Below are 24,220 nucleotides of genomic sequence, written 5' to 3' on the forward strand. Positions count from 1 at the left end.
GCTTATCCCGAGGGTTGATCATGACCGAGCTGGCGCGCTTGAAGTTCTATGCCACTCAAGCCCACTCTTGCAGCTATCTGCCCGACGAGCAGGCCACTACGCTGTTCCTCGATCCCAGCCAACCGATGGACGTGCATGTGTACGCCGACCTGTCGGAGATGGGCTTTCGGCGCAGCGGCGATCACCTGTACCGGCCTCACTGCCAAAATTGCAACGCTTGCGTGCCGGCGCGGATTCCGGTGGCGCAATTTGTGCCGGATCGCAACCAGAAACGCATTCTCAAGCGCAACGCCGACCTGACAGTAGATGCGGTCAAACCGCAGTACAGCGAAGAATACTTCGATCTTTATCAGCGCTACATCGAACAGCGCCACGCCGACGGCGATATGTTCCCGCCCAGCCGCGATCAGTTTTCCACCTTCCTGGTGCGCGACCTGCCTTTTTCGCGCTTCTACGAATTCCGCCTCGACGGACGGCTACTGGCGGTGGCGGTCACCGACTTGCTGCCCAACGGCCTGTCGGCGGTGTACACCTTCTATGAACCCGCCGAAGAGCGCCGCAGCCTGGGACGCTTTGCCATTCTCTGGCAGATAGGTGAAGCACTGCGCCTGGAACTGGAGGCGGTGTACCTTGGATACTGGATCAAGAACTGCAAAAAGATGAACTACAAGACCCAATATCGGCCCATTGAACTGCTGATTAATCAAAGATGGGTAACGCTTAACTAGAACCCCTTGGCTTGAACACCCTTTTTCGGGCACAATGCACGCCGCTTTTGCCTGGCGCAGTTGCACCGGGCCATTCACTGGATACCGAGGGCTTTACTGCATGTCGAAAGAAGACAGCTTCGAAATGGAAGGCACTGTCGTCGACACCCTGCCCAACACCATGTTTCGTGTGGAGTTGGAAAATGGGCACGTCGTAACCGCGCATATCTCCGGCAAGATGCGCAAGAACTACATTCGTATTCTTACCGGTGACAAAGTGCGCGTCGAGCTGACGCCCTATGACTTGAGCAAAGGGCGCATCACTTACCGCGCTCGCTAAGCAAGTCAATACAAAACGCCCGGTTCTGCCGGGCGTTTTTGTGTGCGTGGGTTTTTTGGGCCATCAATGACCAAATGTGGGAGGGGGCTTGCCCCCGATAGCGGTGGTTCAGCCAGTACATGGGTGACTGATATACCGCTATCGGGAGCAAGCCCCCTCCCACATTGGAAACACATCGTTTTGGTAATGGCATTCCAGCAAAAAGGCGCCTTTCGGCGCCTTTGTGTTATTGCAGGAACGGTCAGGCCATTTCAGCGGTGGTTTCGAAGTCGAAGGTCAGTTCGCCGTCCTTCAGATCGATATGCACCACGCCACCATGGTCGGAAAGCTCGCCGAACAGGATCTCTTCGGCCAACGGCCGCTTGATCTTGTCCTGGATCAGACGCGCCATCGGGCGAGCGCCCATTGCCGCGTCGTAGCCGCCTTCCGCAATCCAGCTGCGCGCTGCCTCCGTCACATCCAGTTGCACGCGCTTGTCTTCCAACTGCGCCTGAAGCTCGGTGAGGAACTTGTCCACCACGCTTTTGATGACCTCATGGCTGAGGCGACCAAATTGGATAATGGTGTCCAGACGGTTACGGAACTCCGGCGTGAAGCTCTTCTTGATCACTTCCATCGCATCGGAGGAGTGATCCTGATGCGTAAAGCCGATCGACGCCCGCGCAGCGGTTTCAGCACCGGCGTTGGTGGTCATGATCACGATCACGTTGCGGAAATCCGCCTTGCGCCCGTTGTTGTCGGTCAGGGTGCCGTGATCCATCACCTGCAACAGCAGGTTGAAGACTTCCGGATGCGCCTTCTCGATTTCATCGAGCAACAATACGCAATGCGGCTGCTTGGTGATCGCCTCGGTCAACAGGCCACCCTGGTCGAAGCCGACATAGCCCGGAGGCGCACCGATCAGGCGCGACACGGTGTGACGCTCCATGTATTCGGACATGTCGAAGCGCACCAGCTCGATCCCCATGGCTTTGGCCAATTGGCGCGCCGCCTCGGTTTTGCCGACACCGGTGGGGCCGGCGAACAGGAACGAGCCCACGGGTTTGTCTGGCGACTTGAGGCCCGCGCGCGACAGCTTGATCGCGGTGGACAACGCATCGATGGCCGCGTCCTGGCCAAACACGGTCAGCTTGAGGTCACGTTCCAGGTTACGCAGCAGCTCTTTATCGGAGCTGTTGACGTGTTTAGGCGGAATACGCGCGATCTTCGCCACGATGTCCTCGACCTGAGGCACGTCGATGCGCTTCACACGTTTCTCGACCGGCTGCAGGCGCTGGTAGGCCCCCGCCTCGTCGATCACATCGATCGCCTTGTCCGGCATGTGCCGGTCATTGATGTAGCGCGACGCCAGCTCAGCCGCCGCACGCAAGGCCTCATCGGTGTACTCGATGCCATGATGCGCTTCAAACCGGCCCTTGAGCCCGCGCAGGATGCCGATGGTGTCTTCAACCGAAGGCTCGGACACGTCGACTTTCTGGAAACGACGCGCCAGGGCACGGTCTTTTTCGAAGATCCCGCGGAATTCCTGGAACGTGGTCGAGCCAATGCAGCGGATATCACCCGACGACAGCAGCGGCTTGAGCAGGTTGGACGCGTCCATCACCCCGCCCGACGCGGCGCCGGCACCAATGATGGTGTGGATTTCGTCGATGAACAGAATCGCCTGCGGGCGTTTTTTCAGCTCGCCGAGCAGCGCCTTGAAGCGCTTCTCGAAATCGCCACGGTACTTGGTCCCGGCGAGCAACGCGCCCAGGTCCAGGGAGTAGACGACGCTGTTGGCCAGCAGGTCCGGCACCTGATTGTCGACGATACGCTTGGCCAGGCCCTCGGCGATCGCGGTTTTCCCCACGCCCGCTTCACCCACCAGCAACGGGTTGTTCTTGCGACGGCGCGCGAGGATCTGCGCTACACGTTCAACCTCGAGCTCACGCCCCACCAGCGGATCGATCCGCCCCTGGCGCGCCAACTCATTGAGATTGCTGGCATAGGCATCCAGCGGATTGCTTGAAGAGGAAGACTCACCGCCCTCGTCGTCCTGCATATCCTGCTCACCCTCGGAATGATCGCCGTGCCCCGGCACCTTGGAGATACCGTGGGCGATGTAGTTAACAACATCAATACGGGCAACGCTCTGCTGCTTGAGCAGAAATACGGCCTGGCTTTCCTGTTCGCTGAAAATCGCCACCAGCACATTGGCGCCCGTGACTTCACGCTTACCGGAGCTCTGTACGTGGAATACGGCACGCTGCAATACCCGCTGGAAGCCCAGGGTCGGCTGGGTCTCACGGTCCTCGTCATGCACGGGAATCAGTGGCGTGGTGGAGTCGATAAACTCCTGCAGGTCATGCTTGAGTTTGTCGAGGTTGGCGCCGCACGCACGTAGAACGGTGGCGGCAGCTTCGTTATCCAAAAGTGCCAGCAGCAGGTGCTCGACGGTCATGAATTCATGACGCTTCGAACGAGCCTCCTTGAAGGCAAGATTGAGGGTGACTTCGAGCTCGCGGTTTAACATAGCTTCACCTCATACCCAAGTGGTCGGCGTTAACCGTCCTTCTCGATTTCACAGAGTAGCGGATGCTGGCTGTCCCTGGCGTACTGGTTGACCTGCATGGCCTTTGTCTCGGCGATGTCGCGGGTAAACACTCCACATACTGCCCGTCCTTCTGTGTGAACGGCCAGCATTACCTTGGTCGCCAACTCGCGGTTCAGGTTAAAAAACACCTCGAGCACTTCGACCACGAAATCCATCGGTGTGTAGTCATCATTGAACAAAACCACCTTGTACATCGGCGGCGCCTGTAAAGCAGGCTTGGCCTCCTGAACAGCAATGCCTGCAGAACCGTCGTCGTCATGTTCCTGATCCGGGCGATCCTGATTGAATGTTAGTCGAATCTGGCTATTTGCATGCATGGAAAGAAAGGTTCGTCAGTGGTTCAAATACAGTGGTGGGGGCGAGCTGTCAGATTTTCAACTCTGACCCTTCGGTCGCCTTGACTATCGGCAAATCGGTGTTACAACCAATAGAGCCCACAGTGGGTAAAAAAGGTCCGCGCAGTCAACCTTATTTATTCGGGTTAGGACGGATAGACGGGATGATACTCCAGTGATGGGGTCTGGTGCAGAGGGATAAGGGAATGGCTAGTGGAGAGGTCAAGTGGTTCAACAACGCCAAGGGGTTTGGATTCATTAGAGTAGAAGGCTACGAAGAAGATATTTTCGTGCATTACTCGCAGATAAAAATGGATGGTTATAAAACGCTGAAAGCGAACGAGCCTGTACAGTTCGAAAAAATTGTTGAAGGACGGAAAGGAAAGCAAGCCGAGGGCGTTTTTGCGTCCATGAGCCCTGCAACCGAAGCGTCTGTGGCACTGGCCACTCAAGCAGAAAAAAAGAAACTGCCTGATTCTCCGTCGGGCAAAGAAACCGGCCACTCCAGTCATCGGATGGCCGGTTTTCATGCACCTGCTTACATATGCTTGATCAGCGCATCACCAAAGCCCGACGACGACACCAATGTCGCCCCGTCCATCAGGCGTTCAAAGTCATAGGTCACGGTCTTCGCCGAAATCGCACCGTTGGTGCCCTTGATGATCAGATCGGCCGCCTCTACCCAGCCCATATGCCGCAGCATCATTTCCGCCGAAAGAATCAATGAGCCCGGGTTGACCTGATCCTTGCCCGCGTACTTCGGTGCAGTACCGTGGGTGGCTTCGAACATGGCCACGGTGTCGGACAGGTTGGCCCCCGGCGCAATACCGATGCCGCCCACTTCCGCCGCCAGGGCGTCAGACAGGTAGTCGCCGTTCAGGTTGAGCGTCGCAATCACGTCATATTCAGCCGGGCGCAGCAGGATCTGCTGGAGCATCGCATCGGCAATCGCATCCTTGACCACCACGTTCTTGCCGGTCTTCGGGTTCTTGAACTGCATCCACGGCCCGCCATCGAGCAGGGTTGCGCCGAACTCCTCGGCCGCCACTTCGTAGGCCCACTCCTTGAAGGCCCCTTCGGTGAACTTCATGATGTTGCCTTTGTGGACGATGGTCAGCGAGTCGCGGTCGTTATCCACTACATATTGCAGGGCCTTGCGCGCCAGGCGCTGGGTGCCTTCCTTGGAAACCGGCTTGATACCAATGCCGCAATCCTGGTCGAAGCGGATCTTGGTAACGCCCATCTCCTCCTTGAGGAACTTGATCACCTTGATCGCCTCAGGCGAACCGGCCTTCCACTCGATGCCGGCGTAAATGTCCTCGGAGTTCTCACGGAAGATGGTCATGTCCACATCGCCCGGCTTCTTGACCGGGCTGGGCACGCCTTCGAACCAGCGCACCGGGCGCAGGCATACATAGAGGTCGAGTTGCTGGCGCAGGGCCACGTTCAGCGAACGGATGCCGCCGCCGACCGGGGTGGTCAGCGGGCCCTTGATGGACACCACGTAATCCTTGACCGCATCCAGGGTTTCCTGAGGCAGCCAGGTGTCTTGGTCGTAGACTTGGGTGGCCTTCTCGCCGGCGTACACCTCCATCCACGAGATTTTGCGCTTGCCGCCGTAGGCCTTTTCAACAGCTGCGTCGACCACCTTGATCATCACTGGGCTGATGTCGACGCCAATACCGTCACCTTCGATATAGGGGATGATCGGTTGGTCAGGAACATTGAGAGAATGGTCTGCATTGACGGTGATTTTGTCGCCGACTGCCGGAACCTGAATCTTCTTGTATCCCATGCTGAACTCCATCTATGGATTGAACATCTGGCTGCGTTCGAGCCTACTCCAGATAAATGGCGACTGAAACCTTGCGCCATGCTCATTTGCATCGAAAACAGCATAAATTGTCGCCTACAAGCCTGAAAGCAAAGGCAAAATCGCCAATCTTGAGCACCCCGTGCGACTTTAGCCGCACAGGCGCTGCCTGCGACCTTTAGACCAATGGACGACCCACCTTTTGTATGAAGGCTCAGCGTAAGCATAGCGACCTATGTATAATGCCGCCGCTGACCAAAGAGTCACGACGGTTGACCGCTCTAGACAGTAGCCTTCAGCCAGAAAGCAGGACTATTACAATAGTCCAAACGCTTGACGCTCGACTGATGCAACCCAACATCACCGCGAAGAAACCTCGACATTTCGCTCATGGATGACTTTGAACGAACGCGCTCCACCCGGCGCATCTCGAGTTTCTGCGCACGCTTTCAGCAAAGAAGAGAGTTAATCCGAATATGCCCACCCGCTCGAAGATCATCTACACCTTCACCGACGAAGCCCCAGCCCTCGCCACCTATTCACTGCTGCCTATCGTAGAGGCCTTCACCGCTTCCGCTGATATTGCCGTGGAAACCCGCGATATTTCCCTCGCCGGGCGCATCCTCGCAAGCTTCCCCGAGCAACTGGGCGACAAGGCTATCCCGGACCACCTCGCCGAACTGGGCGACCTGGCCGTTACGCCTGAAGCCAACATCATCAAGCTGCCTAACATCAGCGCCTCGACCCCGCAGCTGCAAGCCGCGATCAAGGAACTGCAGGCCCAGGGCTACGCCCTGCCGGACTACCCGGAAACCGTAACCACCGACGCGGAAAAAGAAACCCGTGCCCGTTACGACAAGGTCAAGGGCAGCGCCGTGAACCCGGTCCTGCGCGAAGGCAACTCCGACCGCCGCGCACCGCTGTCGGTCAAGAACTACGCACGCAAGCACCCCCACAAGATGGGCGCCTGGTCTGCCGACTCCAAATCGCACATTGCCCACATGAGCAATGGCGACTTCTACGGCAGCGAAAAAGCCGTACAGATCGAAACCGCTGACGCTGTCAAAATCGAGCTGATCGCTCAAGACGGCACCGCCACCGTCCTGAAAGAAAAGACCTCGGTACAGACTGGCGAGATCATCGACACCGCCGTACTGAGCAAGAAAGCCCTGCGCGCGTTCATCGCCGCCGAGATCGAAGACGCCAAGAAGCAAGGCGTGCTGCTGTCGGTTCACCTGAAAGCGACCATGATGAAGGTCTCCGACCCAATCATGTTCGGCCAGATCGTTGCCGAATTCTATAAAGACGCCCTGGCCAAGCACGCGACTGTGCTGGAGCAGATCGGCTTCAACCTGAACAACGGCATCGGCGACCTGTACGCGCGCATCAAGGCCCTGCCTGCCGAGCAACAAGCGCAGATCGAAGCGGACATCCAGGCGGTCTATGCCGCTCGCCCTTCGCTGGCGATGGTCAACTCCGACAAAGGCATCACCAACCTGCACGTGCCGAGCGACGTGATCGTCGACGCCTCGATGCCAGCCATGATCCGTGACTCCGGCAAAATGTGGGGCACCGACGGCCAACTGCACGACACCAAGGCCGTGATCCCGGATCGCTGCTACGCCACCATCTACCAGGCGGTCATCGAAGACTGCAAGGCCAATGGCGCCTTCGATCCCACCACCATGGGCAGCGTGCCAAACGTTGGCCTGATGGCGAAGAAAGCCGAAGAGTACGGCTCCCACGACAAGACCTTCCAGATCAAGGCTGACGGCGTAGTCCGCGTCACCGACAGCAAGGGCAACCTGCTGATGGAACAGAACGTCGAAGCGGGCGATATCTTCCGCATGTGCCAGACCAAAGACGCGCCGATCCAGGATTGGGTCAAGCTCGCCGTCAACCGTGCCCGCGCCAGCAACACCCCGGCCATCTTCTGGCTGGACCCTCAGCGCGCTCACGATGGCGTGGTGGTCGAGAAAGTTCAGGCCTACCTGAAAGACCACAACACCGAAGGCCTGGACATCCGCATCATGGCCCCGGTCGACGCGATGAAGTTCACCCTGGAACGCACCCGCAAGGGCCTGGACACCATCTCGGTGACCGGTAACGTACTGCGCGACTATCTGACCGACCTGTTCCCGATCATGGAGCTGGGCACCAGCGCCAAGATGCTGTCGATCGTGCCACTGATGAACGGCGGCGGCCTGTTCGAAACCGGCGCCGGCGGTTCGGCGCCGAAACACGTGCAGCAGCTGCTGGAAGAAAACTTCCTGCGCTGGGATTCCCTGGGCGAGTTCCTGGCCCTGGCCGCGTCCCTCGAGCACCTGGGCGTGACGTACAACAACCCGAAAGCCCTGGTCCTGTCCAAGACCCTGGACCAGGCCACCGGCCAGTTCCTCGACAACAACAAGTCGCCATCGCGCAAAGTCGGCAACATCGACAACCGCGGCAGCCACTTCTACCTGGCACTGTACTGGGCCCAGGCCCTGGCCGCCCAGACCGAAGACACGGCACTGCAAGCGCAGTTCGGCGAACTGGCCAAGACCCTGGCCGCGAACGAAGCAACCATCGTTGCCGAGCTCAACGCCGTACAGGGCAAGCCAGTGGACATCGGCGGCTACTACGCGCCGAACCCGGAGCTGACCAGCAAGGCCATGCGCCCAAGCAACACGCTGAATGCGGCGATTGCCAAGTTGAAGTAAGGTTGTAAAGCGATACCACAAACCCCGGCCGAGTGCCGGGGTTTGTGTTTTCAGGGCTTATGCAGCGCCGTATTCCCCGCGCCAAGCAGCCTCGATAATCGCCAGCAACTGCGACGCGTACCAAGGCTCCCAACCCAGCCTCTGCTTGAGTTCGACGCCAAACCCCGGCAGGGCGGGCAAATGCGCGAGCGCTTCGACGCCTTTCAAGCCCGGCACTTGGGCAAACCAGGGTAAAAGCGTCACGCCGACGCCCGCCTGGACAGCTGAACGCAACGACATCAAGTCTTCAGACTCATACACACAGCGCCACCTGACCCCACTCTCCTCCAAGCGCCGAATCGCCAGGCTCCTGAAGATGCAGGGCGCCTTGAACAAAGCCAGCGAAATTTCCTGCCGTTCCATGGGGGCTGCCGCGCGCTCGCCACCCAGCCACATCAACGAAAGTGCATGTAAAGGCACACCTGCGACTTTTGGCAACTCATCAATCATCAGGCCAATATCGATTCTTCCTTCACTGAACGCCTCGGCGAGCAGCATGGAACGTGCGACCTTGACCACAATTCGCACTGAAGGCAACTCGAGCGCCACAGCAGGAATAACGCGCTGCAGAATTTCCTCGCTGAAATATTCGGGTATACCCAGCGTCACGGATTCTTGAGTGCGGCTGACATCAAACAGGCTCCCCACCTTGTCGTTAACGCTGACCATCTGCTGGGCATAGCCGGTCAGGCGCTCCCCTTCAAGGGTGAGCAACACCTGACGGTTGTCGCGGGCAAAAAGCTCGACACCCAGCAAATCCTCAAGTCGTCGAACCTGCTGGCTGATTGCCGGCTGGGTCAGGCTCAACGCCTGCGCGGCCCGTGTGAAACTGCCCAGCTCCGCGACTTTGAGGAAACTGCGCAGCGACTGGATATCAAGATTGACTCTCATGACACACCCATGCGCGTGAGTAACTATTCCGCGCCATTAGTGCAAGGCGCCTGCTATGGCTGTCAAGGCTGCCTACCTGGCACGCGCATGATTCATCCAATAAACCCCCGCTCCTGAAACAACAAATCCCACAATCGCAATCACACCCGGCACCTCACCCAACACCAACGACGCCATAATCTGCGTGACCGCTGGAATCACATGAAACAAGTTCGTCGCTTTGCTCGCCTCCCCGCGCCGAATCATCAAATAGAGCAGCGTCAGCGCACCCACGGAGTTCATCAGCGTGATCCAGGCTACCGATGCTGCGAACGGAGCCAACTCAGTCACCTGCATGGTTTCGGTGGTATATGCCAACAGCAACATGACCAGTGACGCGGTAGCCATCTGTATGAAACAACCCACCCATAGATTCACCCCGCCAAGAAAACGCTTCTGATAGAGCGTGCCAAGCGTGATACCCAATAGCGCTAAGCCCACCGCGCCGTAACCGCCAACTGACGCCTCGGAGCCAAAAAAACTGCTGGCCACGACGATGGCCACGCCGCCAACACCCAGGATCGAACCCGGCAGATCGCGCCAACTCAATTGTTCACCCAAGCAGAAATAGGCACCGATCACGACGAACACCGGCATCAGCCCGACGATCAACGCCGCCTGCCCAGCTGGGACGCCCTGACTTATCCCGGTGTAGAGACCGCCGAATTGCAGGGCTTGCAAAAGCAGGCCGACTGCCGCCGCATGAAGGTAAGGCGTAAGCCGCCGGGGCCACTGCGCCTTGATGACGAGCGCCACCCCCAGGAACACGAGGGCAGCCAAGGCAAATCGATAGAACGTCATGGTGAAGGGCTCGCCATAACGCACACCGAACGCACCGCCGATGTAGCCGGAACTCCACAGCAGAATGAAGGTTATGGGCAGCGGCGATGTGAGGCGCACTTGGTAGCGTTTATGAGCAACCGGTTCATGACACTCTCCAAACTGATAGTCCTGGAGAGATAAGCTGCGCCATGCGCTGAAATCGGTAAAATCATAAAATGTCAGATGTATCATGCAGATTGCTTATGCATCAGCTCTGAAGAAACCGAATCCAAATGTGGGAGGGGGCTTGCCCCGATCGCGGCGTGTCAGCCGCCAATGTACTGGCTGACATACCGCTAGCGGGAGCAAGCCCCCTCCCACACTGACCGCAATTCTGCTTGAAGAGCGCGTTGTATCCTGAATCGAGAGGCTTTCATGACCTGGCTCCCCCACATCACTGTCGCCACGATCGTCGAAGACAATGGCCGTTTCCTGATGGTCGAGGAACTCAAGGGCGGTCGCGCTGTGCTCAACCAGCCGGCCGGCCATCTCGACCCGAACGAAACCCTGACCGAAGCCGCTGTGCGCGAAACTCTCGAAGAGACCGGCTGGGACGTCGAAGCCACCGGCATCGTCGGCATCTACCTGTACACAGCCCCGAGCAATGGCGTGACCTATCAACGGGTCTGCTTCATCGCCAAGGCCCTGAAACACCACCCGGAGTACCAACTCGACGAAGGCATCCTGCGCGCCCGCTGGCTGACCCGTGACGAACTGATGGAACTGCGCGACGACTGGCGCAGCGAGCTGATCATCCGCTGTATCGATGATTATCTGGCCGGCCAGCGTCACAGCCTGGAATTGATCCGTCCTTCTCTTTAGCCTTGCGGGCCCAGGCCTGCTAGAATCGCGTCCTTTTTCAAGACACCCGTTGAAACCCTATGCGTGATCCAGCCCCTTCTGACACACAAAAGAAGCGCGTCATCGTCGGTATGTCCGGCGGCGTGGATTCTTCCGTTTCCGCCGTTCTGCTCATGGAGCAGGGTTATGAGGTGGAAGGCCTGTTCATGAAGAACTGGGAAGAAGACGATGGAACGGAATACTGCACCGCGATGGACGACCTCGCGGACGCCCAGGCCGTGTGCGACAAGATCGGTATCAAGCTGCACACCGCCAACTTCGCCGCCGAGTACTGGGACAATGTGTTCGAGCACTTCCTGGCCGAATACAAGGCCGGGCGCACGCCGAACCCGGATATCCTGTGCAACCGCGAGATCAAGTTCAAGGCGTTCCTCGACTACGCGATGATGCTCGGCGCCGACCTGATTGCCACCGGCCACTATGTGCGCCGCCGCGATATCGATGGCCGCACCGAACTGCTCAAGGGCCTGGACCCGAACAAGGACCAGAGCTACTTCCTGCACGCCGTGGGCGGTGAACAGATCGCCAAGACCCTGTTCCCGGTGGGCGAGCTGGAAAAGCCCGAAGTGCGCAGGATCGCCGAACAACACGGCCTGGCCACCGCCAAGAAGAAGGATTCCACCGGAATCTGCTTTATCGGCGAGCGCCGCTTCAGCGATTTCCTCAAGCAATACCTGCCGGCACAACCGGGCGAGATCAAGACCACCGACGGTGAAGTGATCGGCCGTCACCACGGCCTGATGTACCACACCATTGGTCAGCGCCAGGGCCTGGGCATCGGCGGCTTGAAAGATGCCGGCGAAGAGCCGTGGTACGTGCTGGTCAAGGATCTGGAAAACAATGTGCTGATCGTCGGCCAAGGCAATGAGCATCCCTTGCTGTTCTCCGGCGCCCTGCTCGCTTCAGAAATCTATTGGGTCAACCCCATCGACCTGAGCACCCCGCGCCGCCTGACCGCCAAAGTGCGCTATCGCCAGAGCGACCAGCCCTGCACCCTGGAAAAAACCGCTACCGGCTACCGTGCCACCTTCGATGACCCGCAGCGCGCAGTCACCCCTGGCCAATCCGTGGTGTTCTATGACGGCGACATCTGCCTGGGCGGCGGCGTGATTGAAGTTGCGCAAGCCTGGAGCAACCCGGCATGAGCCCGACCCAGGAGCAGTTGACCGCACTGGGCGGGGTTTTCCTTGCGGCGGTGCTGGTGGACAAGATCGCCAAGACCGGCCAGGTCACCGAGGCGGGCCTGACCTGCATGCTCGGCAGCCTGCTGATCCGCGACCCCAAGGACACCCTGGAAGTCTACGGTGGCGACGACCTGGCGCTGCGTGAAGGTTACCGCGCCCTGATCGGCGCCCTGGAACGCGACCCCAGCACCCTGCAGCGCGAACCCCTGCGCTACGCCCTGTCGATGCTCGGCCTGGAGCGTCAACTGGCCAAGCGCGACGACCTGCTGGAAACCATTGGCAAGCGCCTGCCGCAGATCCAGTCCCAGGTGGAGCACTTCGGCCCGGCCCACGAGAACGTGATCGCCGCCTGTGGCGCGCTGTACCAGGACACTCTGAGCACCCTGCGCCAGCGCATTCAGGTGCACGGCGACATGCGCAACCTGCAGCAACCGAACAACGCCTCGAAAATCCGCGCCCTGCTCCTGGCGGGTATTCGTTCGGCGCGGTTGTGGCGCCAGTTGGGTGGCCATCGCTGGCAACTGGTAATCAGCCGGCGCAAATTGCTCAAAGAGCTTTACCCGTTGATGCGCAACGAATAAGTCGCACCAGCAGACCTTTTTCAAGCTGTTACGCGTAATACGCCGGTCAGTTGGCGACGGACCGGCGAATATTTTCATGTATGATACGCGCCCCATTTCGTTGCCCGACTGTCCGAGAACACCCCATGCAGCTTTCTTCGCTCACTGCGGTTTCCCCTGTTGACGGCCGCTACGCCGGCAAGACCCAGGCCCTGCGCCCTATTTTCAGCGAGTACGGCCTGATCCGTGCCCGTGTCCTGGTTGAAGTGCGCTGGCTCCAGCGCCTGGCCGCTCACCCTGCCATCAGCGAAGTGCCGGCGTTTTCCGCCGAAGCCAACGCTGTCTTGAACACCCTGGCGGAAAACTTCTCCCTGGAGCACGCCGAGCGTGTGAAAGAGATCGAGCGCACCACCAACCACGACGTCAAAGCCATTGAGTACCTGCTCAAGGAGCAGGCGGCCAAGCTGCCGGAACTGGCCCAAGTCAGCGAGTTCATCCACTTTGCCTGCACCAGCGAGGACATCAACAACCTGTCCCACGCCCTGATGCTGCGCGAAGGCCGTGATGAGGTGATGCTGCCGCTGATGCGCCAGACCGCCGAGGCCATCCGCGAGCTGGCGATCCGTTTCGCCGCCGTGCCGATGCTCTCGCGCACCCACGGCCAGCCGGCCTCGCCGACCACCCTGGGCAAAGAACTGGCCAACGTGGTGTACCGCCTGGAGCGCCAGATCGCTCAAGTCGCCGCCGTGCCATTGCTTGGCAAGATCAACGGTGCCGTGGGCAACTACAACGCCCACCTGTCGGCCTACCCCGAGATCGACTGGGAAGCCAACGCCCGCGCCTTCATCGAAGACGAGCTGGGCCTGGGCTTCAACCCCTACACCACGCAAATCGAACCCCACGACTACATTGCCGAGCTGTTCGACGCAATCGCGCGCTTCAACACCATCCTGATCGACTTCGATCGCGATATCTGGGGCTACATCTCCCTGGGCTATTTCAAGCAGCGCACCATTGCCGGTGAAATCGGTTCGTCGACCATGCCGCACAAGGTCAACCCGATCGACTTCGAAAACTCCGAAGGCAACCTGGGTATCGCCAACGCCCTGTTCCAGCACCTGGCCAGCAAGCTGCCGATCTCGCGCTGGCAGCGCGACCTGACCGACTCCACCGTACTGCGCAACCTCGGCGTGGGCTTTGCCCACAGCGTGATCGCGTACGAAGCCAGCCTCAAAGGCATCAGCAAGCTGGAACTCAACGAGCAGAAAATCGCCGCTGACCTGGACGCCTGCTGGGAAGTGCTGGCCGAGCCGATCCAGACCGTAATGCGCCGCTATAACATCGAAAACCCCTACGAGAAGCTCAAAGAGTTGACGCGCGGCAAGGGGATTACCTCCGACGCACTGCAAACTTTCATCGATGGCCTGGACATGCCAGCCGCTGCCAAGGCCGAGCTGAAACTGCTCACCCCAGCCAACTACATCGGTAACGCTGTAGAGCAAGCCAAGCGCATCTGATCCACGCGAGCCCCTTGAGACGCCCGGCCGCGCCGGGCGTTTTTATTCCTGTCTTAAAAGTGCTTTTTTTCAATAGGTTACACATGAATCCTGATATCCCTCTTCAACTTCTGGGCGGCATCACGGCACGGGAATTCCTGCGCGACTACTGGCAGAAAAAACCGCTGTTGATCCGCCAGGCCATCCCTGATTTCGAAAGCCCGATCGACGCCGACGAACTGGCCGGCCTGGCGCTGGAAGAGGAAGTCGAATCGCGCCTGGTGATCGAACACGGCGAGCGTCCGTGGGAACTGCGTCGCGGCCCGTTCGCCGAAGATGCCTTCAGCACCCTGCCCGAGCGTGAGTGGACCCTGCTGGTGCAGGCGGTCGACCAGTTCGTGCCGGAAGTTGCCGAATTGCTAGAGCATTTCCGCTTCCTGCCAAGCTGGCGCATCGACGATGTGATGATCAGCTTCGCCGCGCCGGGTGGCAGCGTCGGTCCGCACTTCGACAACTACGATGTGTTCCTGCTGCAAGCCCAGGGCAAGCGCAATTGGAAGATCGGCCAGATGTGCAGCTCTGAAAGCGCGCTGCTGCAGCACGCCGATCTGCGCATCCTCGCCGAATTCGAAGAAAGTGCCGAATGGGTGCTCGAGCCGGGCGACATGCTGTACCTGCCGCCGCGCCTGGCGCACTTCGGCATCGCCGAAGACGACTGCATGACTTACTCGGTGGGCTTTCGCGCCCCAAGCGCCGCCGAAGTGCTGACCCACTTCACCGACTTCCTCAGCCAGTACCTGACCGACGAAGAGCGCTACACCGACGCCGACGCCCAGCCAGTCAGCGACCCGCACCAGATCCAGAGCGACGCTCTGGACCGCCTCAAGAGCCTGTTGGCCGAGCACATGAGCGACGAGCGCATGCTGCTGACCTGGTTCGGCCAGTTCATGACCGAACCGCGCTACCCGGAGCTGGTGGCAGGTGAAGAGTTGGGCGAGGACGATTTCATCAGCAGCCTGCAAGACGGCGCGATCCTGGTACGCAACCCGAGCGCGCGCCTGGCCTGGTCGGAAGTGGACGACGATGTGCTGCTGTTCGCCAGCGGCCAGAGCCGTTACCTGCCGGGCAAACTGCGCGAACTGTTGAAACTGGTGTGCTCGGCAGACGCCCTGCACAACGAAAATCTGGGCGTTTGGCTGGCGGACGAAGACGGTCGCGACCTGCTGTGCGAACTGGTCAAGCAAGGCAGCCTGGGGTTTGCGGATGAATAAGATTCACGTAAGTGTCGCGGACTGGCGAAAGGATATCGACGAGATTCGGCGCATTCGTGAAGCGGTATTCATCGCTGAACAATCGGTCCCACCGGAGCTGGAGTGGGACGCGGACGACGCCGGCGCAATGCATTTCCTGGCATTCGAAGGCGACTTTCCGATTGGCACCGCTCGCTTGCTGCCCAGTGGCGAAATCGGACGCGTATCGGTGCTCAAGGACTGGCGCGGGCTTAAAGTCGGCGACAAGCTGATGGAAGCGGTGATCGGCCAAGCCGAGAAGCGTGGCCAGACCCGGCAATTCCTCAGTGCGCAGGTGTACGCGGCGCCGTTTTATGAGCGGCTGGGCTTCAGGATCGTCAGCGATGAATTCCTTGAAGTCGGGATTCCCCATGTTGATATGGTGCGCGAGGGCTGAGCCGAGACCGCAGCGCTGCCATCGGGGGCAAGCCCCCTCCCACATTTTGACCTGTGAACCCAGTCAGTGTGGGAGGGGGCTTGCCCCCGATGGCTATTCCAGCAACACCCCAGAATGCCCTGCCTTGCCAGGGCATTTTGCCGTCTAGTATTCAACTTGCGACCCGCCAGGCCGACAAACTGGCACTATCCAGCCTTTGACTCGCCGAGATCACGGACATGTTCCTACGCACCCTGCTCACCGCCCTCCTCCTGACCGCCAGCGTTTCGGCCATGGCTGACACCCAAGTCGTCAACCTGAGCAACCGCACCAGCGCCGACCTGCTGCCCGTGGCGCAGAACTTCATCGGCAAGGACGGCACCGTGAGTGCCTACGGCAATCAACTGATCATTAACGCCGACCCCGGCAAAATCCAGGACCTGCGCACCCTGCTCTCTCAACTCGACACCCCTGCCAAGCGCCTGCTGATCACCGTCGACACCAACGAAAACAATCAGCAGAACAGCGGCGACAGCCAGACCCGCATCATCAGCTACGGCACTACCAGCCGCGACGGCGGCATCCAGCAGATCCAGGCCAGCGAAGGCGTACCCGCGCTGATCCAGGTCGGTCAAAGCGTACCGCTGACCACCACCCAGCAGGACAGCTACGGGCGCCTGCAGAACCAGACCCAGTATCGCAACGTCACCCAGGGTTTCTACGTGACCGCCAGCGTCACCGGCGAGACCGTTCACCTCGCCATCAGTACCAACCGTGACCGCATGAGCCAGGAACGTCCCGATGTAGTGAACGTGCAAAGTACCGACACAAGCGTCAGCGGGCGCCTGGGCGAGTGGATCTCCCTGGCCGGCGTCAACCGCGAAACCCAAGCCGACAAATCCTCTACAACCCGCAGCTACTCTACTCAGGGCCGCGATGACCTGACTTTGCGGGTCAAGGTCGACACGCTGAACTGAAGCACCAAAAACTGACTGCCGAGTCGTCCAAGAACAAATATGTAGTGCTCGAAAAAAAGCACTACAAAACATTTGACGCCCTCAAAAAGGCTGTGCATGATGGCCTCGCTCCCGCTTATCAGGGGCCCTGGCAAGGGCCTTCGAACCCTACAAGACGCGACGACGAGGTTTATCTACATGGCACTGACACGTGAACAGCAAATTGCAGCCCTTGAGAAAGACTGGGCTGAAAACCCACGCTGGAAAGGCGTGACCCGCGCTTATTCCGCTGCTGACGTCGTCCGCCTGCGTGGCTCGGTCCAACCCGAGCACACCTTTGCAAAACTCGGCGCCGAGAAGCTGTGGAACCTGGTCACCCAAGGCGCCAAGCCGTCCTTCCGTCCCGACAAAGATTTCGTCAACTGCATGGGCGCCCTCACAGGCGGCCAGGCAGTGCAACAGGTAAAAGCCGGCATCCAGGCGATCTACCTGTCCGGCTGGCAAGTGGCAGCGGATAACAACTCCGCTGAATCCATGTACCCCGACCAATCGCTGTACCCGGTGGACTCGGTGCCAACCGTGGTCAAGCGCATCAACAACGCGTTCCGTCGCGCCGACCAGATCCAGTGGAAAGCCGGTAAAGGCCCGGGCGACCAAGGCTACATCGATTACTTCGCGCCGATCGTGGCTGACGCTGAAGCCGGTTTCGGTGGCGTACTCAACGCCTACGAGCTGATGAAGAGCATGATCGAGGCGGGCGCCGCCGGCGTTCACTTCGAAGACCAGCTGGCTTCGGTGAAAAAATGCGGCCACATGGGCGGCAAAGTACTGGTCCCAACCCAGGAAGCTGTACAGAAGCTGACCGCTGCCCGCTTGGCCGCTGACGTTGCCGGTACGCCGACCATCATCCTGGCGCGCACCGATGCCAACGCCGCCGACCTGCTGACCTCGGACTGCGACCCGTACGACCAACCGTTCGTGACCGGCGAACGCACCCAGGAAGGCTTCTACAAAGTACGCGCCGGCCTCGACCAGGCGATCGCTCGCGGCCTGGCCTACGCACCGTACGCCGACCTGATCTGGTGCGAAACCGCCAAGCCGGACCTGGACGAAGCCCGCCGCTTCGCCGAAGCGATCAAAAAGGAATACCCGGACCAGCTGCTGTCCTACAACTGCTCGCCTTCCTTCAACTGGAAGAAGAACCTGGACGACGCGACCATTGCCAAGTTCCAGCGTGAACTGTCGGCCATGGGCTACAAGCACCAGTTCATCACCCTGGCCGGCATTCACAACATGTGGCACAGCATGTTCAGCCTGGCGCACGACTACGCCCGCAACGACATGACCGCCTACGTGAAGCTGCAGGAGCAGGAGTTCGCTGACGCCGCCAAAGGCTATACCTTTGTGGCGCACCAGCAGGAAGTGGGCACCGGCTACTTCGACGACATGACCACCGTGATCCAGGGCGGCACCTCGTCCGTGACCGCGCTGACCGGTTCGACCGAAGAAGAGCAGTTCCACTGAGTGACTGAGTACCCGGCCATTGCGGCCCCAGGGAAGACCTAACCGCAGTGCCGCACAACATCACGCCCCGACTGGTTCGGGGCGTTTTTTTTGTTTCAGTCACACCCAAAATCAACTGTGGGAGGGGGCTTGCTCCCGATTGCTGAGTGCCAGTCAGCACATCTGTTGCTGATCCACCGCCATCGGGGGCAAGCCCTAATGCCAGTCAGTTAAGGCTTTTTGTAGGAGCGAGCTTGCTCGCGAAAAACTCACAGGCACCGCGTTTATTCAGGAAGCACGCGTTATCGTTGACGTTTTTCGCGAGCAAGCTCGCTCCTACAGACGGTGGTGTACGCTTAGCTGACTTGCATTAGGGCAAGCCCCCTCCCACATTGGAATGCGATCAGCCTGAAGATTTTGTGCAAAACCTTGATCCAGAGCGGTATTCGCTGCAGATAAATCGGTTACAAAATCCGTTCCATCAACCGGCGACAATCACACAAGTAACGGCAACTTCCCCCGCCACACGAGAAACATTCGCTTAAACCCTGCGCAAACAATATTCATTATCATTTAAACCATGAAAACTTTCTTACCGGTCAAACAAAACGCAATTGTTCAAAAGCCCGCTAATGCCCATGCTGCAAGGGCTACAGCCCCACAACGGTGCACTATGTGCTTATTCCATCGAATAATTTCGCCACAGGAATTTTACTTGCCCGGTGTTTAGCCATAAAATCACCGCGATTGATTGCAGTGCGACATATCGTCACTGCATCGTTACTTTTTCGAGCTCAGAGACCTTTGCTCTCTGTTAAGGATTTCCAGCATGACCGACGCGACAGGACTCATGGCCCACAACTGGGGCTTTGCCATTTTCCTCCTCGGTGTTGTAGGCCTTTGCGCTTTCATGCTCGGCGTCTCCAGCCTCCTCGGGTCAAAAGCCTGGGGCCGCAGCAAAAACGAACCGTTCGAGTCGGGCATGCTACCTACAGGTGGCGCCCGCTTGCGGCTCTCAGCCAAATTCTATCTGGTCGCGATGCTCTTCGTGATCTTCGATATCGAAGCCCTCTTTCTCTTTGCCTGGTCTGTGTCCGTCCGCGAAAGCGGCTGGACCGGATTCGTCGAAGCTCTCGTTTTCATAGCAATTCTGTTGGCAGGTCTTGTCTACCTGTTCCGAGTGGGCGCCCTTGACTGGGCTCCGGAAGCTCGTCGCAAGCGGCAAGCGAAGCTGAAACAATGAGGCTTTGGCGATGCAATACAATCTCACCAGGATCAACCCGGACGCTCCTAACGAGCAGTACCCCATCGGCGAACGCGAAACCGTTTCCGACCCGTTAGAAGACCAAGTCCACAAAAACATCTACATGGGCAAGCTGGAAGACGTGCTGAATGGCGCGGTCAACTGGGGGCGCAAAAACTCCCTGTGGCCGTACAACTTCGGTCTTTCGTGCTGCTACGTGGAAATGACCACCGCCTTCACGGCGCCCCACGACATCGCGCGCTTTGGCGCCGAAGTCATCCGGGCATCACCGCGCCAGGCGGATTTCATGGTTATCGCCGGTACGCCGTTCCTGAAAATGGCCCCCATTATCCAGCGCCTGTATGAACAGATGCTGGAACCCAAATGGGTCATTTCCATGGGCGCCTGTGCCAATTCCGGCGGTATGTACGACATCTATTCCGTAGTGCAGGGGGTCGACAAGTTCCTCCCCGTGGATGTCTACGTGCCCGGCTGCCCGCCCCGTCCCGAAGCTTTCCTGCAAGGCTTGATGCTGTTGCAGGAATCGATTGGCAAGGAGCGTCGCCCGCTTTCCTGGGTCGTCGGTGATCAAGGCGTGTACCGCGCCGAGATGCCGTCCCAAAAGGAACAGCGCCGCGAACAGCGAATCGCAGTCACCAACCTGCGCAGCCCCGACGAAGTCTGATCCAGCCCGCTTCTTTTATAGAACGAAAACCTGGCTTCATTCTTTACGTTGACCGAAAGCGATAAAAAACCATGACTACAGGCAGTGCTCTGTACATCCCGCCTTATAAGGCAAACGACCAGGACGTGGTCGTCGAACTGAACAACCGTTTTGGCGCCGAGGCGTTCACCGCTCAGGAGACCCGCACCGGCATGCCCGTGCTGTGGGTTGCCCGCGCCAGGCTCATCGAAGTCCTGACCTTCCTGCGCAACCTGCCCAAGCCCTACGTCATGCTCTATGACCTGCATGGCGTGGACGAGCGTCTGCGCACCAAGCGCCAGGGGTTGCCGAGCGGCGCCGATTTCACCGTGTTCTACCACTTGATGTCGCTGGAACGTAACAGCGACGTGATGCTCAAGGTTGCCCTGTCTGAAAGCGACCTGAGCGTACCGACCGTCACCGGAATCTGGCCGAACGCCAACTGGTACGAGCGTGAAGTCTGGGACATGTTCGGCATCGACTTCCCGGGGCACCCGCACCTGACCCGCATCATGATGCCACCGACCTGGGTAGGTCACCCGCTGCGCAAGGACTTCCCGGCGCGCGCCACCGAGTTCGACCCTTTCAGCCTCACCCTGGCCAAGCAACAGCTTGAGGAAGAAGCTGCGCGCTTCAACCCGGAAGACTGGGGCATGAAGCGCTCCGGCACCAACGAGGACTACATGTTCCTCAACCTGGGCCCGAACCACCCTTCGGCCCACGGTGCCTTCCGTATTATCCTGCAGTTGGACGGTGAAGAAATCGTCGACTGCGTACCGGACATCGGCTACCACCACCGTGGTGCCGAGAAGATGGGCGAGCGCCAGTCGTGGCACAGCTACATTCCGTACACCGACCGTATCGACTACCTCGGCGGCGTGATGAACAACCTGCCGTACGTGCTCTCGGTCGAGAAGCTGGCCGGCATCAAGGTACCGGACCGCGTCGACACCATCCGCATCATGATGGCCGAGTTCTTCCGCATCACCAGCCACCTGCTGTTCCTGGGCACCTACATCCAGGACGTGGGCGCCATGACGCCAGTGTTCTTCACCTTTACCGACCGCCAGAAAGCCTACACCGTGATCGAAGCGATCACCGGTTTCCGGCTGCACCCTGCCTGGTACCGCATCGGCGGCGTTGCGCACGACCTCCCACGCGGCTGGGAACGCCTGGTCAAGGAATTCATCGACTGGATGCCCAAGCGCCTGGACGAATACCAGAAAGCCGCCTTGGACAACAGCATTCTCAAGGGTCGTACCATCGGCGTCGCCCAGTACAACACCAAGGAAGCGCTGGAATGGGGCGTCACGGGCCCAAGCCTGCGCGCGACCGGCCTGGACTTCGACCTGCGCAAGGCGCGCCCTTACTCCGGCTACGAAAACTTTGAGTTTGAAGTGCCGCTGGCGGCCAACGGCGATGCCTACGACCGCTGCATCGTGCGCGTCGAAGAAATGCGCCAGAGCCTGAAGATCATCGAGCAGTGCATGCGCAACATGCCGGCCGGCCCGTACAAGGCGGATCACCCGCTGACCACGCCGCCGCCCAAAGAGCGCACGCTGCAGCACATCGAAACCCTGATCACGCACTTCCTGCAAGTCTCGTGGGGCCCGGTGATGCCGGCCAACGAGTCCTTCCAGATGATTGAAGCGACCAAGGGCATCAACAGTTATTACCTGACGAGCGATGGCGGCACCATGAGCTACCGCACCCGGATTCGCACCCCAAGCTTCCCGCACTTGCAGCAGATCCCTTCGGTGATCAAAGGCGAGATGGTCGCGGACTTGATTGCGTACCTGGGTAGTATCGATTTCGTTATGGCCGACGTGGACCGCTAAGCATGAACAGCACGCTTATCCAGACAGACCGTTTCACCTTGAGTGAAACTGAGCGCTCGGCCATCGAGCACGAGCTGCATCACTACGAAGACCCGCGCGCGGCGTCGATCGAAGCCTTGAAGATCGTCCAGAAGGAACGTGGCTGGGTGCCGGACGGCGCCCTCTACGCCATCGGCGAGATCCTCGGCATCCCCGCCAGCGACGTTGAAGGCGTGGCGACGTTCTACAGCCAGATCTTCCGCCAGCCGGTCGGCCGCCACATCATTCGCGTGTGCGACAGCATGGTCTGCTACATCGGTGGCCACGAGTCCGTGGTCAGCGAAATCCAGGCCAAGCTGGGCATCGGCCTCGGCCAGACCACCGCCGACGGCCGCTTCACGCTGCTGCCGGTGTGCTGCCTGGGCAACTGCGACAAGGCGCCGGCGTTGATGATCGACGACGACACATTCGGTGACGTGCAGCCTGCTGGCGTGACCCAATTGCTCGAGGGCTACCCATGACCCTGACTTCCTTCGGCCCGGCCAACCTGATCAAGCGTTCGGCCGAGACCCACCCGCTGACCTGGCGCCTGCGTGACGACGGCGAACCCGTGTGGCTCGACGAGTACCAGGCCAAGAACGGCTATGCAGCCGCGCGCAAAGCCTTCGCCGACATGGCCCAGGACGACATCGTCCAGACCGTGAAAGACGCCGGTCTCAAAGGCCGTGGCGGCGCAGGTTTTCCCACGGGCGTGAAGTGGGGCCTGATGCCCAAAGACGAATCCATCAACATCCGCTACCTGCTGTGCAACGCGGATGAAATGGAGCCCAACACCTGGAAAGACCGCATGCTGATGGAGCAACTGCCCCATCTGCTGATCGAAGGCATGCTGATCAGTGCCCGCGCGCTGAAAACTTACCGTGGCTATATCTTCCTGCGCGGTGAATACACCACCGCCGCCAAGCACCTCAACCGTGCCGTGGCCGAAGCCAAGGCGGCGGGCCTGCTGGGCAAGAACATCCTCGGTTCGGGTTTTGACTTCGAGCTGTTCGTGCACACCGGCGCCGGGCGTTATATCTGCGGTGAAGAAACCGCACTGATCAACTCCCTCGAAGGCCGCCGCGCCAACCCGCGCTCCAAGCCGCCCTTCCCTGCCGCCGTGGGCGTGTGGGGCAAGCCGACCTGTGTGAACAACGTCGAGACCCTGTGCAACGTGCCGGCGATCATCGCCGACGGCGTGGACTGGTACAAATCGTTGGCCCGCGAAGGCAGTGAAGACATGGGCACCAAGCTCATGGGCTTCTCCGGCAAGGTCAAGAACCCTGGCCTGTGGGAGCTGCCGTTCGGCGTAACCGCGCGCGAGCTGTTCGAGGACTACGCCGGCGGCATGCGCGACGGCTACACCTTGAAAGCCTGGCAGCCAGGCGGCGCCGGCACCGGCTTCCTGCTGCCCGAGCACCTCGACGCACAGATGTATGCCGGCGGCATCGGCAAGGTGGGCACCCGCATGGGGACCGGCCTGGCGATGGCGGTGGACAACACGGTGAACATGGTCTCGTTGCTGCGCAACATGGAGCAGTTCTTTGCCCGTGAATCCTGCGGCTTCTGCACCCCGTGCCGTGACGGTCTGCCGTGGAGCGTCAAGCTGCTGATGGCCCTGGAAAACGGTGAAGGCCGCGAGGGTGACATCGAAACCCTGCTCGGGCTGGTTGGTTTCCTCGGCCCAGGCAAGACCTTCTGTGCTCACGCACCGGGCGCCGTGGAGCCGTTGGGCAGCGCAATCAAATACTTCCGCCCTGAATTCGAGGCCGGCATCGCGCCAACCCGCGCGGGCGAACTCACTCAGGTGGTATCACCGACCATGGTCGGTGCGTAACGCTTAAAGAAGCGAAGGGTTCGTGCCCTTCGCTTTTCTCATGTGCGGACGCCTTTATGGCTGTGTAGATGCACA

The 24,220-nt window shown here is 59.6% G+C and carries 21 protein-coding genes and 1 pseudogene; 17 read left to right on the forward strand and 5 right to left on the reverse strand.

Annotated elements, in window-relative coordinates:
- Positions 1-20 precede the first annotated feature (20 nt).
- Together C4J88_RS16270 and infA are read left to right on the forward strand one after the other, a co-directional pair.
- Positions 21-728 carry an arginyltransferase gene (locus C4J88_RS16270; protein ID WP_124367407.1) on the forward strand — a complete coding sequence of 236 codons (708 nt, stop codon included), beginning with the start codon at positions 21-23 and terminating at the stop codon, positions 726-728.
- Between the two features lie 100 nt (positions 729-828).
- Positions 829-1,047 carry a translation initiation factor IF-1 gene (gene infA, locus C4J88_RS16275; protein WP_002553999.1) on the forward strand — a complete coding sequence of 73 codons (219 nt, stop codon included), beginning with the start codon at positions 829-831 and terminating at the stop codon, positions 1,045-1,047.
- A 241-nt stretch (positions 1,048-1,288) separates the two neighbouring features.
- Here the strand turns inward: infA and clpA are convergent, their stop codons facing one another.
- Positions 1,289-3,559, reverse strand: coding sequence for an ATP-dependent Clp protease ATP-binding subunit ClpA (gene clpA / locus C4J88_RS16280; RefSeq protein WP_124367408.1), 2,271 nt, complete (start codon positions 3,557-3,559; stop codon positions 1,289-1,291).
- A gap of 29 nt (positions 3,560-3,588) precedes the next feature.
- Positions 3,589-3,957, reverse strand: coding sequence for an ATP-dependent Clp protease adapter ClpS (gene clpS, locus C4J88_RS16285; RefSeq protein ID WP_124363288.1), 369 nt, complete (start codon positions 3,955-3,957; stop codon positions 3,589-3,591).
- A gap of 224 nt (positions 3,958-4,181) precedes the next feature.
- Between clpS and C4J88_RS27805 the strand changes: the two are divergent.
- Positions 4,182-4,457: pseudogene (locus C4J88_RS27805) on the forward strand (cold shock domain-containing protein); the annotation flags it as partial.
- A 56-nt stretch (positions 4,458-4,513) separates the two neighbouring features.
- On the opposite strand, the gene icd reads toward C4J88_RS27805, so the two are convergent.
- The gene (icd, locus tag C4J88_RS16295; RefSeq protein WP_124407552.1) at positions 4,514-5,770 is read right to left on the reverse strand and encodes an NADP-dependent isocitrate dehydrogenase; all 1,257 of its coding nucleotides are present in this window, start codon (positions 5,768-5,770) and stop codon (positions 4,514-4,516) included.
- 494 nt (positions 5,771-6,264) lie between these two features.
- On the opposite strand from icd, the gene C4J88_RS16300 reads away from it, so the two are divergent.
- Positions 6,265-8,490 carry an NADP-dependent isocitrate dehydrogenase gene (locus tag C4J88_RS16300; RefSeq protein ID WP_124407553.1) on the forward strand — a complete coding sequence of 742 codons (2,226 nt, stop codon included), beginning with the start codon at positions 6,265-6,267 and terminating at the stop codon, positions 8,488-8,490.
- Positions 8,491-8,547: 57 nt separating this feature from the next.
- Here C4J88_RS16300 and C4J88_RS16305 read toward each other — a convergent pair whose 3' ends face one another.
- Both C4J88_RS16305 and C4J88_RS16310 read right to left on the reverse strand, forming a co-directional pair.
- Positions 8,548-9,420 (reverse strand): LysR family transcriptional regulator, encoded by an 873-nt coding sequence (locus C4J88_RS16305; RefSeq protein WP_124407554.1) that lies wholly within the window; start codon positions 9,418-9,420, stop codon positions 8,548-8,550.
- A gap of 72 nt (positions 9,421-9,492) precedes the next feature.
- Positions 9,493-10,473 carry a DMT family transporter gene (locus C4J88_RS16310; RefSeq protein ID WP_124407555.1) on the reverse strand — a complete coding sequence of 327 codons (981 nt, stop codon included), beginning with the start codon at positions 10,471-10,473 and terminating at the stop codon, positions 9,493-9,495.
- Positions 10,474-10,656: 183 nt separating this feature from the next.
- On the opposite strand from C4J88_RS16310, the gene C4J88_RS16315 reads away from it, so the two are divergent.
- From C4J88_RS16315 to nuoF, 13 genes are all read left to right on the forward strand, one after another.
- Positions 10,657-11,103: an NUDIX hydrolase gene (locus C4J88_RS16315; protein ID WP_124363292.1), complete on the forward strand. Its 447-nt coding sequence runs from the start codon at positions 10,657-10,659 to the stop codon at positions 11,101-11,103.
- Positions 11,104-11,162: 59 nt separating this feature from the next.
- The gene (gene mnmA / locus C4J88_RS16320) at positions 11,163-12,287 is read left to right on the forward strand and encodes a tRNA 2-thiouridine(34) synthase MnmA (protein ID WP_124367413.1); all 1,125 of its coding nucleotides are present in this window, start codon (positions 11,163-11,165) and stop codon (positions 12,285-12,287) included.
- The gene (gene hflD / locus C4J88_RS16325) at positions 12,284-12,907 is read left to right on the forward strand and encodes a high frequency lysogenization protein HflD (RefSeq protein WP_017137510.1); all 624 of its coding nucleotides are present in this window, start codon (positions 12,284-12,286) and stop codon (positions 12,905-12,907) included. The genes mnmA and hflD overlap by 4 nt, the downstream gene beginning before the upstream one ends.
- 125 nt (positions 12,908-13,032) lie before the next feature.
- Positions 13,033-14,403: an adenylosuccinate lyase gene (purB, locus tag C4J88_RS16330; protein WP_124363294.1), complete on the forward strand. Its 1,371-nt coding sequence runs from the start codon at positions 13,033-13,035 to the stop codon at positions 14,401-14,403.
- A gap of 83 nt (positions 14,404-14,486) precedes the next feature.
- On the forward strand, positions 14,487-15,653 hold the full coding sequence (locus C4J88_RS16335; RefSeq protein WP_124407556.1) for a cupin domain-containing protein: 1,167 nt from the start codon (positions 14,487-14,489) through the stop codon (positions 15,651-15,653).
- Positions 15,646-16,068, forward strand: coding sequence for a GNAT family N-acetyltransferase (locus C4J88_RS16340; protein ID WP_124367415.1), 423 nt, complete (start codon positions 15,646-15,648; stop codon positions 16,066-16,068). The genes C4J88_RS16335 and C4J88_RS16340 overlap by 8 nt, the downstream gene beginning before the upstream one ends.
- A 218-nt stretch (positions 16,069-16,286) precedes the next feature.
- Entirely contained in the window at positions 16,287-17,024 is a 738-nt protein-coding gene (locus C4J88_RS16345; protein WP_124407557.1) for a secretin N-terminal domain-containing protein, read from the forward strand.
- A 177-nt stretch (positions 17,025-17,201) separates the two neighbouring features.
- Complete coding sequence (gene aceA / locus C4J88_RS16350) at positions 17,202-18,527, forward strand: isocitrate lyase (RefSeq protein WP_124407558.1); 1,326 nt, start codon at positions 17,202-17,204, stop codon at positions 18,525-18,527.
- Between the two features lie 808 nt (positions 18,528-19,335).
- Complete coding sequence (locus C4J88_RS16355) at positions 19,336-19,749, forward strand: NADH-quinone oxidoreductase subunit A (protein ID WP_003192109.1); 414 nt, start codon at positions 19,336-19,338, stop codon at positions 19,747-19,749.
- A 10-nt stretch (positions 19,750-19,759) separates the two neighbouring features.
- On the forward strand, positions 19,760-20,434 hold the full coding sequence (locus tag C4J88_RS16360; protein ID WP_124367418.1) for an NADH-quinone oxidoreductase subunit B family protein: 675 nt from the start codon (positions 19,760-19,762) through the stop codon (positions 20,432-20,434).
- A gap of 71 nt (positions 20,435-20,505) precedes the next feature.
- Positions 20,506-22,290 carry an NADH-quinone oxidoreductase subunit C/D gene (gene nuoC, locus C4J88_RS16365; protein ID WP_124367419.1) on the forward strand — a complete coding sequence of 595 codons (1,785 nt, stop codon included), beginning with the start codon at positions 20,506-20,508 and terminating at the stop codon, positions 22,288-22,290.
- 2 nt (positions 22,291-22,292) lie between these two features.
- Positions 22,293-22,790: an NADH-quinone oxidoreductase subunit NuoE gene (gene nuoE, locus C4J88_RS16370; RefSeq protein WP_003232080.1), complete on the forward strand. Its 498-nt coding sequence runs from the start codon at positions 22,293-22,295 to the stop codon at positions 22,788-22,790.
- Complete coding sequence (gene nuoF, locus C4J88_RS16375) at positions 22,787-24,145, forward strand: NADH-quinone oxidoreductase subunit NuoF (RefSeq protein WP_057024316.1); 1,359 nt, start codon at positions 22,787-22,789, stop codon at positions 24,143-24,145. The genes nuoE and nuoF overlap by 4 nt, the downstream gene beginning before the upstream one ends.
- Positions 24,146-24,220 lie beyond the last annotated feature (75 nt).

Origin of the sequence: Pseudomonas sp. R4-39-08, from assembly GCF_003852275.1 — a bacterium.
Lineage (GTDB): Bacteria > Pseudomonadota > Gammaproteobacteria > Pseudomonadales > Pseudomonadaceae > Aquipseudomonas.